We start from the raw sequence: 17,098 nt of genomic DNA, 5'->3' as shown, positions 1-17,098 counted from the left end.
GGTCGGTGGGGGAAGGGGTCAGAAGACCCAGCTGAGGCCCAGCAGCCCGTGGCCCAGCAGCAGGTCGATGACGACGAGGCAGACGCTGGCGACGAGCACCGCGGAGACGTCGCCGCGCTGCGCGGCCTGCGCCTCGATGCGGCCGGTCACGTCGGGCAGCAGCGCCCACAGCACGCCGTAGAGGGCGATGCCGACGCCGCCGAACAGCGCCAGGGCGATGAAGCCGACGCGCACGGCCAGCGGCTTGAGGCCGTGGCGGGCGGCGATGGCGCCCGCCACGCCGCCGACCCAGCGTTCCTGGCCGCGCACGGCGCCCCAGCGGCGCACCGCGGCGAAGAAGCGCTCGGCGGAGGTGGTGGGCGGCTGGACCGCGTAGCCGCCACCGTCGGAGGTCGAGGTGCCGAAGCCGTCGGAGGAGGTGCCGGAGGTGCTGGAGGAGGTGTTCGAGGTCATGCCCCGAGCCTGCTCGCCGGCGCGCCCCCGGGGCATCGGGGCTTCCCCTGAGCGAACCCTGAAACCCCGCCCGGACGACCCCGGCTCCGCCCTCGGGAGGACCCGGGCGCGGCCCGCGCGTGCCACGATCGACGGCGTGAGCACGCCGACCGCCACGCTTCCCCCGCCCGCCGCCGCACGGCCCGCGCTGGTGCGGCCCGTGCGGGGCCGGCGCCTGGGCGGGGTCGCGGCCGGGCTGGCCGCGCACACCGGCATCCCGGTGCAGCGGGTCCGCACGGTGCTCGTCGCCGCCGCGCTGCTCGCCGGTCTGGGCGTGGCCCTGTACGTGGTGTGGTGGTTCCTCGTGCCCGAGGAGGGCCGCCCGGCGGACGGGACGGTGCGCTCGGACCCGTCGGCGTGGGTGCTGGCCCACCGCGACGCGCTCGTGGGGGTCGCGCTCGTCGTCGGGGTCGGGCTGGTCCCGGCGGCGCACTGGCTCGACGGCTCCTCCCGGCTGGCGGTGCCGCTGCTCGTCGTCGGCGCGGGGCTGGTGCTGGCCTGGAGCCAGCTGGACGCCACCCGCCGGCGGCGGCTGCTGGAGGAGACCGGCGGCGGTCGCGGCGCGGCGGCCCGCGTCGGCGCGGGCGTCTCCCTCGTCGTCGTCGGCGTCGTGCTGTTCCTGGCCGTCGGCGGGGACGTCACGGGGTTCTGGCAGTCGTCGCTGGCGGGGCTGGCGGTGCTGGCCGGCGTGGGGATCGTGCTGGCGCCGTGGGCGATCCGGTTGTGGCAGGACCTGGGCGCCGAGCGCGCGGCGCTGGCCCGCGAGCAGGAGCGCGCCGAGCTGGCCGCGCACGTGCACGACTCGGTGCTGCAGACGCTGGCGCTCATCCAGAAGCGTTCCGCCGACGCCGGCGAGGTGGCCCGGCTGGCCCGCATGCAGGAGCGCGACCTGCGCCGCTGGCTGTACGGCGACCACGGCACCGCGGCCGGGACGCTGGGCGCCGCGCTGCGCACCGCGGCCGCCGAGGTGGAGGACGCCAGCGGCGCCACCGTCGAGGTCGTCCTCGTCGGCGACCTGGACTCCCGCCCGCTGGACAAGCCCGGTGCGGCGCTCGCGCAGGCGGCGCGGGAGGCGCTGCTCAACGCGGGCCGGCACGCCGGCGGCACGGTCTCGCTGTACGCGGAGGCGGTCGGCGGGGACCTGGAGGTGTTCGTGCGCGACCGCGGCCCGGGTTTCGACCTGGACGCCGTCCCGCACGACCGGCTGGGGGTGCGCGAGTCGATCCTCGGGCGCATGCAGCGCGCCGGGGGCTCGGCCACCGTGCGCCGGCCCGCCGACGGCGGCACCGAGGTCGCGCTGCGGCTGCCGGGGGGTGCGGCGTGATCCGCGTCCTCATCGTCGACGACCACCGGATGGTCCGCTCCGGGGTGAAGGCGGAGCTGTCCTCGGCCGACGACCTCGAGGTCGTCGGCGAGGCCGCCGACGTGGCCTCCGCGGTCGCCGCGGTGCAGCGGGTGCGCCCCGACGTGGTGCTGCTCGACGTGCACCTGCCGGCCGGCGAGGGCGAGAACCCCGCGCCGGGCGCCGGTTCCGGCGGGGCGCAGGTGCTCGCGCAGTGCGCCCCGCTGCTGGGCGCGGACCCGCCGGTGCGGTTCCTGGCGCTGTCGGTCTCCGACGCCGCCGACGACGTCATCGCCGTCATCCGGCGCGGTGCGCGCGGGTACGTGACGAAGACGATCGGCGGCGAGGAGCTGGCCGCCGCGGTGCGCCGGGTCGCCGAGGGCGACGCGGTGTTCTCCCCGCGGCTGGCGGGTTTCGTCCTCGACGCCTTCGGGGCGGTCGGCGGCGAGGTGGCCGCCGCCGACGACGAGCTGGACCGGCTGTCGGCGCGCGAGCGGGAGGTGATGCGGCTCATCGCCCGCGGCTACGCCTACAAGGAGGTCGCCAAGGAGCTGTTCATCTCGGTGAAGACCGTGGAGACCCACGTCTCCGCGGTGCTCCGCAAGCTGCAGCTGTCCAACCGCGGCGAGCTCACCCGCTGGGCCGCCGCCCGCCGCCTGCTCTGAACCGGGGAACCGGGGCGGGGTCCCCGCGGGGTCAGTCGCGGGTGGGGGCGGGCGGCAGCGGCCCGGCGGTGCGGTGCTGCCCCTGGGCGGGGACCTGGCCGGAACCGGTCTGCGCGGCTCCCCCGGCGTCCCCGGTCTCCCCGGTCGCCTCGTGCTGGGTGGCGTCGGCCTCGGCCTCGCTCATCGGCGTGGTGCTGGCCAACGGCACCTCGGGCAGGAAGAGCGCGATGACGGTGCCGACGAGGAACATCGGGACCAGCCACAGGAAGATCGGCGTCAGCGAGTCCGCGTAGGCGTCGACGACGCCGCCGGCGACGTCGGCCGGCAGCGAGCGCACGAGTTCCGGCGTCAGCGAGGACGTGCCGTGCCCGCCGGCGACGGCGCCGCCGGGCAGGGCGGCGCCGAGGCGGTCGGTGAGCCGGCCGGCGAAGACCGTGCCGAGCACCGCGACGCCGATGGTGACGCCCAGCTCGCGGAAGAGGTTGTTGGAACTGGTCGCGGTGCCGATCTCGCGGGGGTCCACGGCGTTCTGGACGGCCAGCACGATGATCTGCATGAACAGGCCCAGGCCCGCGCCGAGGACGCCGACGTAGACGCACAGCAGCCACAGCGGGGTGCCGGGGTCCATCGTCGACATGCCGAGCATGGCGGCGGCGGCGACGACGGTGCCGACGACCGGCAGCGCCTTGTAGCGGCCGGTCCTGGTGACCACGGCGCCGGAGCCGATGCTCGTGACGAGCAGCGCGCCGACCATCGGCAGCAGCAGCAGGCCGGACTCGGTGGCGTCGACGCCGTAGGACATCTGCAGGTACGTCGGCAGGTAGGCCAGCGCGCCCATCATCCCGGCGCCGACGACGAGGCCGAGCAGCGTGGTGACGACGAACGTGCGGTTGCGGAACAGCCGCATCGGGATCACCGGCTCGGCGGCGCGGCGCTCGACGAGCACGAAGACGACGGCGAGCACGAGCGAGGCGGCGCTCAGGGCGAGGATCGTGGCCGAACCCCAGGCGTACCGGGTGCCACCCCAGCTGGCGACGAGGACGGTGCCGGTCAGGGCCAGCGCGAGCGTCACCATGCCGGCGTAGTCGATGCGCGCGGTGTTGCGCCGCTGCGGCAGGTGGATCGTCAGCGCCGCGACGGCCAGGGCCACCGCCCCCAGCGGCAGGTTGATCCAGAACACCCAGCGCCAGTCGACGGAGTCGGTGAGCCAGCCGCCGATGAGCGGGCCGGCGACGGCGGAGACGCCGAAGACGGCGCCCATGGGGGCCATGAACCTGGCGCGGTCCTTGGCGGGGACGACGTCGGCGATGATCGTCTGGGACATGATCATCAGACCTGCGCCGCCGAGGCCCTGCAGCCCGCGGAAGAGGACGAGCTCGACCATGCCCTGCGCGAACCCGCACAGCGCCGAGCCGAGCAGGAACAGCGAGATCGCGACGAGGAACAGCCGCTTGCGCCCGACGAGGTCGCCGAGCTTGCCGTAGACGGGCATGGCGATCGTCAGCGCCAGCGTGTAGGCGGTGATCGTCCAGCTCATGTGCTCCAGGCCGTCGAGCTCGCCGACGATCGTGGGCAGCGCGGTGCCCACGATCGTCTGGTCCAGCGAGGCCAGCAGCATGACGAGCAGCAGGCTGGTGAAGATCCAGCCGATGCGGGGCTTCTGGAGCGCGGCGGTGGGCGCGCCGGGGGTGGGCATGCGGGAGCTCCTGCGGTGCGGGCGGGTGGTCCGGGGGTTCCGGAGGGGTTCGAGCGGGGGCGGGCGGGGTCGGGCGGGTTTCAGGCGAGGTGGCGCAGCGCGGCCCAGGCCGCGCGCAGGGAGGTCACCGGGTCCGGGGCGTCCCCCGCGAGCCAGCGCTGACCGCCGATGCGCAGCACGGTGCCGACGACACCGGCGTGGACGGCGGCCGTCAGCGGGTCCACGCCCTCGCGCTGGGCGATGGCCGCGGCCAGGACGTCCTCGTGCCGGGCGATCTCGGCCAGCAGCCGGGGCAGCAGCTCCGGGGAGGCCTCGACGAGGCGGAAGACCTGGACGGCGCGGTCGCGGTCGTGGTCGTGCCCGGCGGTCTGGGCGAGGACGAGCTGCTCCAGGGCGGCCAGCAGCGGGCCGGAGGAGGTGCGGAAGGTCTCCAGCAGCTCCTCGTCCCAGCTCATCGCGCCGTGCAGGAGGGCCTCGTCCTTGGTGGCGAAGTAGTTGAAGAACGTGCGCCGGGAGACCCCGGCGCGGGCGGCGATCGCGTCGGCCGTCACCGCGTCCCAGCCGAGCTCGACCGCGAGGTCGAGGGCGGCGGCGGTGATGAGGGCGGTGGTCTCCTGCCGACGGCGGTCGCGCAGGGTCGGGGACGTCGTCACCCATCAATCGTGCACTCAGTGCACTTCTTGCGTCAAGTGCAGGAAACACGAACGGCCGGCCCCCGAGGGGACCGGCCGTCCGCGGTGCGGGTGGGGGTTCAGTGCACGGGGGTGCGCGGACCCAGGACCAGCGGCGGCCGCCGCACGAGCAGGGAGGCGGCCAGCGCGACGAGCGAGATGACCCCGCCCCACACGAACGCGCTGCGCACGCCGTCGGCGACCGCGTCGAGCGCGCTCGCGCCCTCGGCCAGCCGGTCCGCCGAGGTCGTCGAGAGCACCGTGACGAACAGCGCGGTGCCGGCCGCCCCGGCGAGCTGCTGCACGGTGCCGACGACGGCGCTGCCGTGCGCGTACAGCTCCGCGCGCAGCGAGCCCAGCGCCGAGGTGAACAGCGGCGTGAACATGAACGCCAGCCCCAGGCTGACCAGGCCGTGGGCGAGGACGACCATCCCGGCCGGGGTGCCCGGGTGCAGCGTCGCCAGCAGCCACAGGCCGGCGCTGACGACGACGGCGCCGGGCACGACGAGCGGGCGCGGGCCGTAGCGGTCGAACAGCCGGCCCACCACCGGCGACAGGACACCCATGAGCGCCCCGCCCGGCAGCAGCAGCAGGCCGGTCTCCAGGGAGCCCAGCCGCAGGACGGTCTGCAGGAAGATCGGCAGCACGATGAGGGTGCCGAACAGCCCCATGAAGCTGATGACGAGCACCAGCGAGGAGATCGTGAACGAGCGGTCGGCGAACACCCGCAGGTCCATCAGCGGGCCGTGGGTGGAACCGCGCTGCAGCCGCGACTGGCGCGCCACGAAGGCCGCGAGGGCCAGGACGCCGACGGCCACGGGGATCCACGGCGCCACCGGCGCGTGCCCGCCCGCGGCCTCGCCGGTGCTGGCGAGGCCGTAGATGAGGCCGCCGAAGCCGACCGCCGACAGCGCCAGCGAGGGCACGTCCAGGCGCGCCTCGCGCGGGGTGGTGACGTCGCGCACCTTCCACAGCCCCAGGCCCAGGGCCAGCAGGGCGATCGGCAGGACGAGGATGAACATCCACCGCCAGCTGAGCGCGGACAGGATGAGCCCCGACAGCGTCGGGCCGATCGCCGGGGCGACGGAGATGACGATCGAGATCGTGCCCATCGTGCGCCCGCGGGCGGCCGGCGGGACGAGCGTCATGGCGGTGGTCATGAGCAGCGGCATCATCACGGCGGTGCCGCCGGCCTGGACGATGCGCCCGAGCAGCAGGACCTCGAAGCCGGGCGCGGCCGCGGCGACGGCGGTGCCGAGGCTGAACAGGCCCATCGCCGCGGCGAAGACCTGCCGCAGCCGGAAGCGGGTCATGATGAAACCGGTGGCGGGGATGACCACGGCCATGGTGAGCATGAACCCGGTCGTGAGCCACTGACCGGTGGCCGCGGTGATGCCGAGGTCGGCCATGAGGCGCGGCAGCGCCACGCCCATGATCGTCTCGTTGAGGATGACGACGAAGGCGGAGACGAGCAGCAGGCCGATGACGGTGGCGTCGCCGGGCGCGAGCCGGTCGTGCGCGGCCGGGGCGGCGGGCGGGACGCCGGCCGGGGCCGCGAGCGGGGCCTCGGGCGTGCTCGCGGCGGCGGTGGCCTCGGCAGCGGCCTCCGCGGTGGTCTTCGCAGGGGTCTCCGCGGTGGTCTTCGCAGGGGTCTTCGCGGTGGTCTTCGCAGGGGTCTTCGCGGTGGTCTTCGCAGGGGTCTTCGCGGTGGTCTCGGGGGCGGGGACGGGCGAGGGTGCGGGCAGGGTCGCGTCCTCGTTGGTGGGCATGGTGGAGCTCCTCGACGTGGTGGCAGCGACTACCTTAGTGGCAGTGACTGCCAACTCGACAGCGATTATCCTGAGGGCGTGACCACCGTCCCCGACCTGCGCGAGCGCCGCCGGCTCGCCACGCAGGCCGAGATCGAGAGCGCCGCCCTCGCGCTGTTCGAGGAGCGCGGCTGCGAGGGCACCACGGTCGACGACATCGCCGCGGCCGCCGGCGTCTCGCCGCGCACCTTCTTCCGCTACTTCCCCACCAAGGAGGCGGCAGCCCTCGGCGGCAACCGCGCCTTCGACCTCGCCCTGGCCGCGCGCCTGGAGCAGCGCGTCGAGTCCTCCGCCGCGGCGGCCGGGCTCGCCGACGTCGAGGCCGCCGTCGCCGACGTCCTCGCCGAGCTCGCCGTCGAGGAACCCGGCTGCGCCGAGCGGATGCTGCGCGTGCGCTGCCTGGTCATGGCCGACGCCGCGCTGCGCGGTGCGCTCGTGCGGATGGACGCCGAGCACGCCCGGCGCTTCCTCGAGCGCGTCGCCGCCGCCACCGGCAGCCCCGGGGTCGACCTGCGCACCCGCGTCGTGGCCGAGACCGTCAGCGCCGGGTTGCGCGCGGCCCTCGACGAGTGGGCCTCGCGCCGCGAGGCCGGTGAGGACGCGGCCCTCGTCGACGTCTACCGCGCCACGTGCGCGTGCCTGCGCGAGGTCGCCCGCGGCTGAGCGGGCCTCAGCGCAGGCCCTGCAGCGCTGGGCTGCCCGGCGGGTGGTAGCCGCGCACCCACGAGGGGAACTCCGCGGGGATCCGCTCGTACAGCTCCTCGTCGCCGACCGCGTCGAGGTCGTCGAGGGCGAAGGAGCCGGTGTCGTCGTGCGGGCGCCCGGGCAGGGTGTCCAGCCGCTCCAGGACCCCGTAGTCCGCCCGGCCCAGGTCGATGGACCGCCAGAACACCGGCGTGCGAGCCCACCGCCCACGCCTGCATCCCCGCGCCGTCGTCGACCTGCGCGGCGACCGTCGCCACCCGCTCCACGGCGCGGGTGAACACCCCGCGCCGGTACAGGCCGATCGTGCTGCCGGAGACGCCGAGGACGAGCGCGGTGAGGTCGACCGGCCCGCTGACGAGCGCGCGCACCGCCTCGCCGTCGAGGGGGGCGTTGGCGCCTTCGGGGAGCGTGGGCACCCCCCGTTCCCACCGCACCGGCGCCCGCACCGGCGCTTCCCCGCGGCCGCCGTGCGCGCGGCGGCCACCGGTGCTTGCCTGGGCGCATGACGCGCATCGGCACCTCGGAGCTCGACGTCCGCCCCCTCTGCCTCGGCACCAACACCTTCGGCTGGACCTCCGACGAGGCGGAGAGCCACCGGGTCCTCGACGCCTTCGTCGACGCCGGCGGCGACTTCCTCGACACCGCCGACGTGTACTCGGCCTGGTCGCAGGGCGGCGCCGGCATCTCCGAGACGATCATCGGCAACTGGTTCGCCAGGAGCGGCAAGCGCGACCGGGTCGTGCTCGCCACCAAGGTCGGCAAGGCGCCCGGGCTGGAGGGGCTGGCCCCGCAGACCATCCGCACGGCCGTCGACGCCTCCCTGCAGCGGCTGCAGACCGACCGCGTCGACCTGTACTGGGCGCACGCCGACGACGAGGCCGTCCCGCAGGCCGAGGTCCTCGGCGCCTTCGACGAGCTCGTCACCGCCGGCAAGGTGCGCGCCCTCGGGGCCTCCAACTTCACCGGCCGCCGCCTGCAGGAGGCGCTGGAGACCTCCCGGCGCGAGGGGCTGGCCTCCTACGCGGCGCTGCAGAACCACTACAACCTCGTCGAGCGCTCCGAGTACGAGTCCGACGCCGCCGACGTCGTCGCCGCCGACGGGCTGGCGATGGTCCCCTACTCCGCGCTGGCCTCCGGCTTCCTCACCGGCAAGTACCGCCCCGGGCAGCTGGCCGAGTCCCAGCGGCAGGCGGGCGCGGCCAAGTACCTGGAGGACGAGCGCGGCCCGCGGGTGCTGGCCGCGCTCGACGAGGTCGCCGCCGCCCGCGGCGTCGACGTCGCGGCGGTGGCGCTGGCCTGGCTGCGCCACCAGCCGACCGTCCTGGCCCCCATCGCCAGCGCCCGCACCACCGGGCAGCTGCCGCCGCTGCTGACCGCGCTCGAGCTGGAGCTCACCGACGAGGAGCAGGCGGCCCTGGAGCGCGCCTCCCGCTGAGCCGCCCGCCGCCCCTCCCGCGGGACCTCCGCAGGACCTCCCGCAGGACCTCCGCACGAGAAGCTCACCGCCTCTGCACCCCGCGCGGACGCGTCCTGCGCGGACGTGCCGCACAGTGGAGGGGTGGCTACCTCCGCACCCGCCGGAACGACGCACCCGTCCGGCGCCCGCGCCGGCCGGGCCTCGCGCCGGACCTGGTCCGTCGCGGCGTTCGCCGCCGCCTGGTGGCAGCTCGTGGTGCTCGGCGTCCTGTACGTCGCGTGCGTGCGCACGGTCGCCGGCCAGGACGCCGAGAACGCCCTGCACGAGCAGGCGCTCGCCGAGCGCGGCGGCGTCGGCGGCCTGCTGGGGCGCGTCCTGGCCCTGGTCGACCGCCTCGAACCGCCGCACCTGGTCCTCGGGGTCGTCGCCGTGGGCACCCTCGGGCTGCTGCGCGGCCGGCCCGGCCGCGCGCTGGCGGGCACCGCCGTCGCCGCCGTCTCCCTGGGGATGACCGAGGTGCTCAAGCTGCGGCTGCTGGAGCGCCCCGACCTCAGCGAGCGCTACGGCGAGATGGCCAACAGCCTGCCCAGCGGGCACACCTCCGCGGTGCTGGGCCTGGCGCTGGGCGCCTGCGTGGCCGCCCCGCGCCTGCTGCGCGCCCCGCTGGCCCTCGTGGGCGCCGCGGCCGCCACCGCCATGGGCGCCTTCGTCGTCCTCGAGGGCTGGCACCGCGTCAGCGACGTGCTGGCCTCCGCGCTCGTCTGCTCGATCGTCCTGTGCTGCGTCCTCGGGCTGCCCACCCGCGGCGCGCGCCGCCGCGGCGCCGTCGCGGCGCTGGCCGTGCTGGTGCCGGCGGCCTGCGCCGCGGTGCTGGCCGCGGTCTACCTGCTGGGCGCCTCCACCCCGGCTGCGGCCCTGGCGGCGGGCGCCGTGGCGGGCCTGACCGTGCTGCTCGGCACCCGCGCCGTCCCGCGGGAGGTGCGGCCGGGGCGCTGAGGGCAGGATGGGGGCATGCCCGACTTCGCCTCCGGCCCCGAAGACCCGACCCCGCCCGACGCACCGCGCGAGAGCGCGGACGGTCCCGACCCCCGGGTCGTCGTCGTGACCCCGCAGGGCATGGCCATCGCCGAGCCGCCCGAGGAGGGCGAACCCGGCCCCGCCGACATGGTCTCCCAGCCCGCGAAGGTCATGCGGATCGGCAGCATGGTCAAGCAGCTGCTGGAGGAGGTCCGCTCCTCGCCGCTGGACGAGGCGGGCCGCACCCGCCTCGCGGAGATCCACGAGCGCTCGCTGTCGGAGCTGGAGGACGGCCTGGCCCCCGAGCTCGTCGAGGAGCTGCGCCGCATCGCGCTGCCCTTCGCCGAGGGCTCGGCGCCCTCCGAGAGCGAGCTGCGCATCGCGCAGGCCCAGCTCGTCGGCTGGCTCGAAGGCCTCTTCCACGGCATCCAGACCGCGCTCGTCGCCCAGCAGATGGCCGCGCAGGCCCAGCTGCAGGAGATGCGCCGCGCGCTGCCCGGCGGCGTCCCGCAGCCCGGCCGCCCCGGCGGCGGCGGGGGTGGGATGCCGCGCGTGCAGCCCGGCGGCACGGGGCAGTACCTCTGAGGCTCGCGTTCTGGCGCCGGGCGCCCGACCCGCTGGGGACGGGCGTCTGGCAGCGCGCCGAGCACTCGGTGGACCGGGCGGTGCGCCGCGTCGAGCAGGTCGTCGACGGCACCCCGCCCGGCCCGGCGCGCGAGGCCCTCGAACAGGTCCTGCCCCGCGTCGACCTCGTCGCCCGCGCCGTGCGCGCCCGCTGCCTGCAGGCCCAGCAGGAGGCGCCCTCGGAGTCGATGAGCGTCCCCCGCGGGCCCGAGGGCCTGCACCCCGAGGTGCACCGGCGCATCACCCGCACCGCGACGGCCTGCGCGCAGGTCGCCGAGGCGGCCGCGATGGTGCGCGTCGCTGGTGCCGCCGACCCCGAGCAGCTGGCCGCCGTGGAGCGGGCCCTCGTCAAGGCCGAGCAGCTCGCCGGCCTGCGCTGACCCCCTGCGCCCCCGCCCCGCGCAGGGGCGCGCGGTGAGCGGGTGGGTGTCGGAGCGTGGTGCCACAGTGAGCGCACCGTGATCGGCGATCGACAGGGGGACCTCTCGTGCACATCGACAACGCTCGCGAGCTGAAGGCGCGGCTGCTGGCCGGATCGGTCCGGGCGGCGGCCGTCGCCGCCCCCGCGGGGGTGGCCAGCGTCGGCATCAGCGTGCTCGGGCGGGGTCCGCAGGGCCCCCGCTACGGCCTGGCGGTCCGCTACTCCGGCGGCCGCGGCGAGGCGCTGCTGGCCAGCGCCCGCGAGCTCGCCGGCACCAGCGCCGGCACGGAGGTCGACATCCGCGACGTCGGGCGGGTCCAGGCGCTCACCGCGCCCGCCGAGGGGCTGACCTGGACGCCGCAGGCGCTGCAGCAGCGGGTCCGGCCGCTGCACCCCGGGCTCTCGATCGCCCACCGGGACGTCACGGCCGGCACCCTGGGCGGCTTCGTCACCGTCGCCGGCTCCGACGGCGTCTTCGCGCTGTCCAACAACCACGTCCTGGCCGCCTCCGACCAGGCCGCCCTCGACGACCCGGTGCTCCAGCCCGGCCCCCACGACGGCGGCACCCCCGGTGACCGGGTGGGCCGGCTGGCGCGCGCGGTCCCCCTGGAGGCCGGCGGCGGCAACGGCGTGGACGCCGCGCTCGCGCTGCTGGAGGACGTCGCGGACGTGGCGGACGTGGACCCCACCTACCCGGTGGGGCGGCTGACCGGCTGGGCCGAACCCGACGACGAGGTCGCCGTGGAGAAGGTCGGCCGCACGACGGGCTGGACGAAGGGCCGCATCAGCGCCATCGAGCTGGACGACGTGGCCGTGGAGTACCCCGTCGGCGTCGTCAGCTTCGACGGGCAGGTCGAGGTCACCGGTGCGCGGGGGGCGTTCTCCGCGGGCGGCGACTCCGGCTCGCTGGTCTACCGCCCGGACACCCGCGAGGCCGTCGGGCTGCTGTTCGCCGGCAGCGAGCGCGGCGGGGCGGACGGCAGCGGGCTGACGTTCTGCAACCCGATCGGCCTTGTGCTCGAACGCCTCGGTGCGACACTGGTGGTGTGAGCGAGCCCTTCCCCGGTTCGGGCGCACGGCCCGACGCCTCCGCCGCTCGCGCGGCGAAGACGCAGATCAGCCAGCTCGTCGCGGGCGACCCCCGCGTCAACGGGATCGGCCTGACCCGCAGCAGCGGTGACTGGGCCGTGAAGGTCAACGTGGTCGACGGCGACGACTACCCGGACCTGCCCGACGCCGTGGACGGCGTCGGCGTCCGGGTGGCCGTCGTCGGGCGCATCACCCCGAGCGGCGCCACCCCGAGCGGCGCCGGTCCGGGCGTCAGCCCGGACGGTGGCTGAGCAGCCGCTCCAGCACCTGCGCCACGCCGTCGTCGTCGCACGCCGGGGCCGTGGCGTCCGCGGCCGCGACCGCGTCCGGGTGCCCGTCGGCCATCGCGTAGGAGCGCCCGGCCCAGCGCAGCATCTCCAGGTCGTTGGGCATGTCCCCGAAGGCGACGACCGCCTCCTGCGGCGCACCGCGCTCGGCGGCGACCTCCGCGAGCGTCGAGGCCTTGCTCACCCCGAGCCGCATGATCTCGATGAGCGAGTCCGCGGCGTTGGAGTGCGTGGCGTTGACCAGGTCCCCGACGGTCTCCAGGGCCGTGGCGAGCATCTCGTCGCTGGGCGTCCCCGGGCGCTTGGCGAGGATCTTGACCACCGGCGGGACGTCCACGAGCAGGTCCTCGAAGTCCCCCACCCGCTGCTCCAGCCCGCCGTCGAAGCGGGTGGCGTAGGCCTCCTCGCGGCGGAAGCCGACGATCGACTCCAGCGCGAACCCGATGCCCGGCAGCGCGGCCCGCAGCCGCTGCGAGACCTCCCGCAGCACCTCCACCGGCATGCTGTGCTGGCGCACGACCTGCCCGCTGTCGAGGTCGAAGACGACGGCGCCGTTCGCGCAGACCACCTGCCCGCGCAGCCCCGCCTCGCCGGCCAGCGGCGTCACCCACCGCGGCGGGCGGCCGGTGACGGGCACCACGGGGATGCCCTCGCGCTGGCAGGCCGCGAACGCGTCCAGGGTGCGGCGGCTCATCGGGCGCTCGCGCGGGATCACCGTCCCGTCGAGGTCGGTGGCGACCAGGCGCCAGCCGCGGGCGAACTGCGCTTCCGCCTGCTCCGCGTCGTCGAGGGTGGCAGGGAGGTCCGGGCTCACGGGGCCATCCTGCCCCACCCGCGGTGGGGCTCCGTCCGTCGATCCCGCCCCGCGGCGGGGCGGGATCGGCGGGCGCGCCGGCGGGCGGATCAGCGGGCCGGCGGCTCGCCGGGGACGACGTCGAGGACCCAGACGATCCCGAACCGGTCCTCGAGCATCCCGTAGAGCGGGGACCAGCCGGAGGGGGCGAGGTCCTGCACGACCCGGCCGCCCTCGGCCAGCCCCGCCCAGCAGGCGGTGACCTCCTCGGCGGAGGTGCTGCGCACGGAGACGAACGTGGAGTTCACGCCCCGCTCGAAGGGCGTGCGGACGGGGACGTCGTAGGCCATGACGTGGAAGCCGTTCGCGCCCACGACCTCGCCCCACAGGACGCGGCCCGCGTCGGCGGGGTCCTGCACGGCGTGCGCGTCGTCGTAGGTGACGACGCTGACCCGGCCGCCGACGACGGAGCCGTAGAGCTCCAGCGCCGCGCGGGCGTCACCGCGGAAGTTCAGGTGGGTGGTGGTGGTGATCACGACGGGCTCCTCGCCTGCTGGGGTCGTCCGGCTGCTGTCCGGCCGAGGACGACGCTCGCGCAGGATGCGGTCAGGTACTGTCCGCATCCTGCGGCAGCATCGGTCCCGTGAACGCGACCTCCGCGCGGCTGCTGGCGCTGCTCTCGCTGCTGCAGGCGCGCCGCGACTGGCCGGGGGCGCTGCTGGCCGAGCGGCTGCGGGTCAGCCCGCGGACCGTGCGCCGCGACGTGGAGCGCCTGCGCGAGCTGGGCTACCCGGTCGCCGCCACCAGGGGGCCGGAGGGCGGCTACCGGCTCGGCCCCGGTGCGCAGCTGCCGCCGCTGCTGTTCGACGACGAGCAGGCCGTGGCGCTCGTCCTGGCGCTGCGCACGGCCGCGGCCACCGGGACCGGCACCGCGGAGGCCGCGGCGCGCGCGCTGGCGGGCGTGCGCCAGGTGCTGCCCGCCCGCCTGCGCCACCGCGTCGACGGCCTGGAAGTCACCGCCCTGCCGCCCGGCTCCGGGCCCGCGGCGGCGGTCGACCCGCAGGTGCTCCTGGCGCTCGGCGCCGCCGTCCGCGCCCGCGAGGTGCTGCGCTTCGACCACGCCCCCGGGCCGGGGAGCGGACCCTCTCCCGGGGACGCCGCACCGCGCCGGGTGCAACCGCACCACGTGCTCTTCCGGGACGGGCGCTGGTACCTGCTCGGCTGGGACCTCGACCGCGGGGACTGGCGCACCTTCCGCGCCGACCGGATCACCCCGCGCTCCCCCACCGGCCCGCGGTTCGTCCCGCGCGAGGTCCCCGGCGGCGACGCGGGCGCCTTCGTCGCCGGCCTGTTCAGGGGTGCCGGTGGTCCCGGCGACTGGCCGTGCCGCGGTGAGGTGCTGCTGGCCCTGCCCGCCGCCGCCGTGGCCCCGCACGCCGGGGACGGGGTCGTCGAGGACCTCGGGCCGGAGCGCTGCCGGCTCGTGCTGGGCTCGTGGTCGTGGCCGGCGCTGGCCGCGGCGGTCGGCGCGTTCGACGCGGACTTCGAGGTCGTCGGCCCCGCCGAGCTGGTGGCCGCGTGCGCGGCGCTGTCCCGCCGCTTCGCGGGCGCCGCGGGGCCCGGCCGCGGCCTGCGGCGCGGGCACCGATGAGTCCGTGCGGCGCCGACGGTCCACCCGTCAGCGCCGCCGCAGGGGCGGCCCACCCCGGGGAGCCCACCATGACCGCCGTCACCGACCGCACCGCCGTCACCGGCCGCACCGCCACGACCCCGCACCGCTCCTCCCGGCGCGCGGGGACGGTCCTGCTCGCCCTGGTGGTGCTGTTCTTCGCCCAGGACGCCGTCATCCACGTGTGGTCCCCGCCGCAGGTGGTCGCGACGTTCACCGACGCCGGGTTCCCCGCGGCGGCGAGCCGGGCCAGCGGGGTCGTGGTGCTCGCCTTCCTCGTGCTGCTGGTGGCCCGGCCCACCCGGGTCGTCGGCGCGCTGCTGCTGACCGCCTACCTGGGCGGGGTCTTCGCGAGCCAGCTGCGGGTGGACGCGCCGCTGTTCTCCTCGCTGCTGTTCAGCGTCTACGTGTGCGTGGCGCTGTGGGCGGGGCTGCTGCTGCGCGACCCGGCCCTGCGGCGCGTCGTCCTAGGCCGGTGACCCGGGCCGGCGGCGCCGGTCGGCTCGGCTGCGCCGCCGGCCGCAGGACCTCCTCGGCGGCCGCGATGATGGCCCGGTGAGCGTCCCTCCCCGCGAGCGCCCCGCCAGCGGCGCGGACCTGCGCCGCTGGCGGCAGCACCTGGCCGACGAGCGCGCCGAGGCCGCCGTCTACCGCGACCTGGCCGCCCGCCGCGGCGGCGAGGAGCGGGAGATCCTGCTCGCGCTGGCCGAGGCCGAGGACCGGCACGCCGCCCACTGGGAGGCGCTGCTGGGCGAGGACGTGGGCCGCCCGCGCCGGGTGGACCTGCGCACCCGGGTCCTGGCGTTCCTGGCCCGCCACTTCGGCTCGGTGTTCGTCCTCGCGCTCGTCCAGCGCGCCGAGGCCCGCTCGCCGTACGAGACCGACGCCGACGCCACCGCCGCGATGGCCGCCGACGAGCGCATCCACGGCGAGGTCGTGCGGGGGCTGGCCACCCGCGGCCGCAACCGGCTGTCGGGGACCTTCCGCGCGGCGGTGTTCGGCGCCAACGACGGCCTCGTCAGCAACCTGTCGCTGGTGCTGGGGATCAGCGCCAGCGGCGTCTCGAACCGCACCGTGCTGCTGACCGGGGTGGCCGGCCTGCTCGCGGGGGCGCTGTCGATGGGGGCGGGCGAGTTCGTCTCGGTGCGCTCCCAGCGCGAGCTGCTGGAGGCCTCCACGCCCGACCCGCAGGCCCGGCGCGCCGTGCCGCACCTGGACGTGGACGCCAACGAGCTGACGCTGGTCTACCGCGCCCGGGGCATGAGCGAGGCCGACGCCGCGGCCCACGCCGCGGAGGTGCTGCGCGAGCACCGCCTCGCCGCGCCCGCCGCCGGGGACGCGGGCGAGGACGCCGGGAACCCGGGCGGGAACTCGGGCGGGGACGCGCGCGGGGACGTGGGCGGGGACGTCGACGCGCACGAGGCCGTCGGCACCGGCCTGGGGGCGGCCGCCTCCAGCTTCTGCTTCTTCGCCTCCGGGGCGCTGGTGCCCGTGCTGCCGCACCTGCTCGGCCTGCGCGGCACGAGCGCCCTCGTCAGCGCGGTCGTGCTCGTCGGGCTGAGCCTGCTGGCGACGGGTGCGGTGGTGGGCCTGCTGTCGGGGGGCCCGCCGCTGCGCCGCGGCCTGCGCCAGCTCGCCATCGGGTACGCGGCCGCCGCCGTCACCTACGGGCTGGGGCTGCTGTTCGGCACGAGCACCGCCTGAGGACGCCCCCTCCGGCAGCGGCCCCGCCTCACAGCACCGCGTCGAGCACGAGCTGCCCGGCGGCGCCCGCGAGCGCGCACGGCAGCAGCCACGCCAGGGTGCGGCGGTGCTGGGCACCGCGGCGGCCCAGCAGCAGCCACAGGGCGGCGGCGACCACGGCGAAGACGACGGCGTCCTCGGGGTAGCGCAGCACCAGCGCGTACCGCAGCGCCTCGCACAGCCACACCGCCACGAGCAGGGCCGCACCCAGCCCGCGGCCCCACCCGCGCGCCGAGCGCCAGCCGCGACCGGCCAGGCCGAACACCACCCCGCCGGCCACCCCGGCGACGAGCCAGACCCCGACCACCGGCGGGTTCACGGCGAAGCCCCGCAGCGCGGCGACGAGGTAGTACCCGAGCACCTGCGCGGTGCAGGCGGCCACCCCCGCCAGCGCGGCCGAGCGCGGTGAGCGCGCCCGCGAGCCCACGAGGAACGGCGCCAGCAGCCACGGGCTCACGGCGTTGGCCAGCCCGGCCAGGGCGGTGCCGCCGAGCAGCGTCTGCGCCCCGGAGGTGGCGGCCCCCACGAGCAGGCCGGCGCCCGCCGCCGGCACCGGCGGGGGCAGCGGGCGGGAGCGGGCGGGGCGGGACGCGGGGGGCGTCGTGGCGGGACCGTGCACGACGGCGAGCCTGCCGGAGGGCGGGCGGCGCCCGCGTCCA

20 protein-coding genes and 1 pseudogene are annotated in these 17,098 nt (G+C 76.8%); 12 read left to right on the top strand and 9 right to left on the bottom strand.

Annotated features, from left to right (window positions below; translation table 11 throughout):
- Nucleotides 1–18: 18 nt before the first annotated feature.
- On the bottom strand, nucleotides 19–453 hold the full coding sequence (locus ACRYM2_RS09300) for a PspC domain-containing protein (RefSeq protein WP_432521679.1): 435 nt from the start codon (nucleotides 451–453) through the stop codon (nucleotides 19–21).
- 136 nt (nucleotides 454–589) lie between these two features.
- On the opposite strand from ACRYM2_RS09300, the gene ACRYM2_RS09295 reads away from it, so the two are divergent.
- Both ACRYM2_RS09295 and ACRYM2_RS09290 read left to right on the top strand, forming a co-directional pair.
- Complete coding sequence (locus ACRYM2_RS09295) at nucleotides 590–1,816, top strand: PspC domain-containing protein (RefSeq protein ID WP_432521677.1); 1,227 nt, start codon at nucleotides 590–592, stop codon at nucleotides 1,814–1,816.
- Nucleotides 1,813–2,499 (top strand): LuxR C-terminal-related transcriptional regulator, encoded by a 687-nt coding sequence (locus tag ACRYM2_RS09290; protein WP_432521676.1) that lies wholly within the window; start codon nucleotides 1,813–1,815, stop codon nucleotides 2,497–2,499. Before ACRYM2_RS09295 ends, ACRYM2_RS09290 begins: the two co-directional genes overlap by 4 nt.
- A gap of 31 nt (nucleotides 2,500–2,530) precedes the next feature.
- Here ACRYM2_RS09290 and ACRYM2_RS09285 read toward each other — a convergent pair whose 3' ends face one another.
- From ACRYM2_RS09285 to ACRYM2_RS09275, 3 genes are all read right to left on the bottom strand, one after another.
- Nucleotides 2,531–4,195, bottom strand: coding sequence for an MDR family MFS transporter (locus ACRYM2_RS09285; protein WP_432521673.1), 1,665 nt, complete (start codon nucleotides 4,193–4,195; stop codon nucleotides 2,531–2,533).
- Between the two features lie 80 nt (nucleotides 4,196–4,275).
- Entirely contained in the window at nucleotides 4,276–4,848 is a 573-nt protein-coding gene (locus ACRYM2_RS09280) for a TetR/AcrR family transcriptional regulator (protein ID WP_432521671.1), read from the bottom strand.
- Between the two features lie 98 nt (nucleotides 4,849–4,946).
- Entirely contained in the window at nucleotides 4,947–6,635 is a 1,689-nt protein-coding gene (locus ACRYM2_RS09275) for an MDR family MFS transporter (RefSeq protein WP_432521669.1), read from the bottom strand.
- Between the two features lie 78 nt (nucleotides 6,636–6,713).
- Here ACRYM2_RS09275 and ACRYM2_RS09270 point away from each other — a divergent pair, with 78 nt between their 5' ends.
- Nucleotides 6,714–7,337 carry a TetR family transcriptional regulator gene (locus ACRYM2_RS09270; protein WP_432521668.1) on the top strand — a complete coding sequence of 208 codons (624 nt, stop codon included), beginning with the start codon at nucleotides 6,714–6,716 and terminating at the stop codon, nucleotides 7,335–7,337.
- A gap of 7 nt (nucleotides 7,338–7,344) precedes the next feature.
- Here the strand turns inward: ACRYM2_RS09270 and ACRYM2_RS09265 are convergent, their stop codons facing one another.
- Both ACRYM2_RS09265 and ACRYM2_RS09260 read right to left on the bottom strand, forming a co-directional pair.
- Nucleotides 7,345–7,566, bottom strand: coding sequence for a VWA domain-containing protein (locus ACRYM2_RS09265; RefSeq protein WP_432521666.1), 222 nt, complete (start codon nucleotides 7,564–7,566; stop codon nucleotides 7,345–7,347).
- 24 nt (nucleotides 7,567–7,590) lie between these two features.
- Nucleotides 7,591–7,747, bottom strand: a pseudogene (locus ACRYM2_RS09260) (VWA domain-containing protein); the annotation flags it as partial.
- Nucleotides 7,748–7,881: 134 nt separating this feature from the next.
- Between ACRYM2_RS09260 and ACRYM2_RS09255 the strand changes: the two are divergent.
- From ACRYM2_RS09255 to ACRYM2_RS09230, 6 genes are all read left to right on the top strand, one after another.
- Nucleotides 7,882–8,814 (top strand): aldo/keto reductase, encoded by a 933-nt coding sequence (locus tag ACRYM2_RS09255; RefSeq protein ID WP_432521664.1) that lies wholly within the window; start codon nucleotides 7,882–7,884, stop codon nucleotides 8,812–8,814.
- 123 nt (nucleotides 8,815–8,937) lie between these two features.
- A complete protein-coding gene (locus ACRYM2_RS09250) occupies nucleotides 8,938–9,792 on the top strand; it encodes a phosphatase PAP2 family protein (RefSeq protein WP_432521662.1) in 855 nt (284 codons plus the stop codon).
- A 15-nt stretch (nucleotides 9,793–9,807) separates the two neighbouring features.
- Nucleotides 9,808–10,398, top strand: coding sequence for a bacterial proteasome activator family protein (locus ACRYM2_RS09245; protein WP_432521660.1), 591 nt, complete (start codon nucleotides 9,808–9,810; stop codon nucleotides 10,396–10,398).
- A gap of 80 nt (nucleotides 10,399–10,478) precedes the next feature.
- Nucleotides 10,479–10,817, top strand: coding sequence for a hypothetical protein (locus ACRYM2_RS09240; protein WP_432521658.1), 339 nt, complete (start codon nucleotides 10,479–10,481; stop codon nucleotides 10,815–10,817).
- A 107-nt stretch (nucleotides 10,818–10,924) separates the two neighbouring features.
- Entirely contained in the window at nucleotides 10,925–11,908 is a 984-nt protein-coding gene (locus ACRYM2_RS09235; RefSeq protein ID WP_432521656.1) for a chymotrypsin family serine protease, read from the top strand.
- Nucleotides 11,905–12,198, top strand: coding sequence for a hypothetical protein (locus ACRYM2_RS09230; protein ID WP_432521654.1), 294 nt, complete (start codon nucleotides 11,905–11,907; stop codon nucleotides 12,196–12,198). Before ACRYM2_RS09235 ends, ACRYM2_RS09230 begins: the two co-directional genes overlap by 4 nt.
- Here ACRYM2_RS09230 and ACRYM2_RS09225 read toward each other — a convergent pair.
- Together ACRYM2_RS09225 and ACRYM2_RS09220 are read right to left on the bottom strand one after the other, a co-directional pair.
- Nucleotides 12,179–13,048 (bottom strand): HAD family hydrolase, encoded by an 870-nt coding sequence (locus ACRYM2_RS09225; protein WP_432521652.1) that lies wholly within the window; start codon nucleotides 13,046–13,048, stop codon nucleotides 12,179–12,181. The genes ACRYM2_RS09230 and ACRYM2_RS09225 overlap by 20 nt on opposite strands.
- A gap of 89 nt (nucleotides 13,049–13,137) precedes the next feature.
- On the bottom strand, nucleotides 13,138–13,563 hold the full coding sequence (locus ACRYM2_RS09220; RefSeq protein ID WP_432521650.1) for a VOC family protein: 426 nt from the start codon (nucleotides 13,561–13,563) through the stop codon (nucleotides 13,138–13,140).
- Between the two features lie 107 nt (nucleotides 13,564–13,670).
- On the opposite strand from ACRYM2_RS09220, the gene ACRYM2_RS09215 reads away from it, so the two are divergent.
- From ACRYM2_RS09215 to ACRYM2_RS09205, 3 genes are all read left to right on the top strand, one after another.
- Nucleotides 13,671–14,678, top strand: a complete 1,008-nt coding sequence (locus ACRYM2_RS09215) for a helix-turn-helix transcriptional regulator (protein ID WP_432521648.1) — start codon at nucleotides 13,671–13,673, stop codon at nucleotides 14,676–14,678.
- A 68-nt stretch (nucleotides 14,679–14,746) separates the two neighbouring features.
- Entirely contained in the window at nucleotides 14,747–15,175 is a 429-nt protein-coding gene (locus tag ACRYM2_RS09210; RefSeq protein ID WP_432521646.1) for a DoxX family protein, read from the top strand.
- Between the two features lie 76 nt (nucleotides 15,176–15,251).
- Complete coding sequence (locus tag ACRYM2_RS09205) at nucleotides 15,252–16,400, top strand: VIT1/CCC1 transporter family protein (protein WP_432521644.1); 1,149 nt, start codon at nucleotides 15,252–15,254, stop codon at nucleotides 16,398–16,400.
- Between the two features lie 28 nt (nucleotides 16,401–16,428).
- Here ACRYM2_RS09205 and ACRYM2_RS09200 read toward each other — a convergent pair whose 3' ends face one another.
- Nucleotides 16,429–17,058 (bottom strand): DUF6518 family protein, encoded by a 630-nt coding sequence (locus ACRYM2_RS09200; RefSeq protein ID WP_432521642.1) that lies wholly within the window; start codon nucleotides 17,056–17,058, stop codon nucleotides 16,429–16,431.
- Nucleotides 17,059–17,098: the final 40 nt, after the last annotated feature.

It is taken from the genome of Kineococcus aridisoli (genome assembly GCF_050871885.1).
In the GTDB taxonomy this organism is placed as follows: domain Bacteria; phylum Actinomycetota; class Actinomycetes; order Actinomycetales; family Kineococcaceae; genus Kineococcus.
Note: the sequence above shows the minus strand (reverse complement) of the source record. Positions and strands in the feature narration are given on the sequence as shown.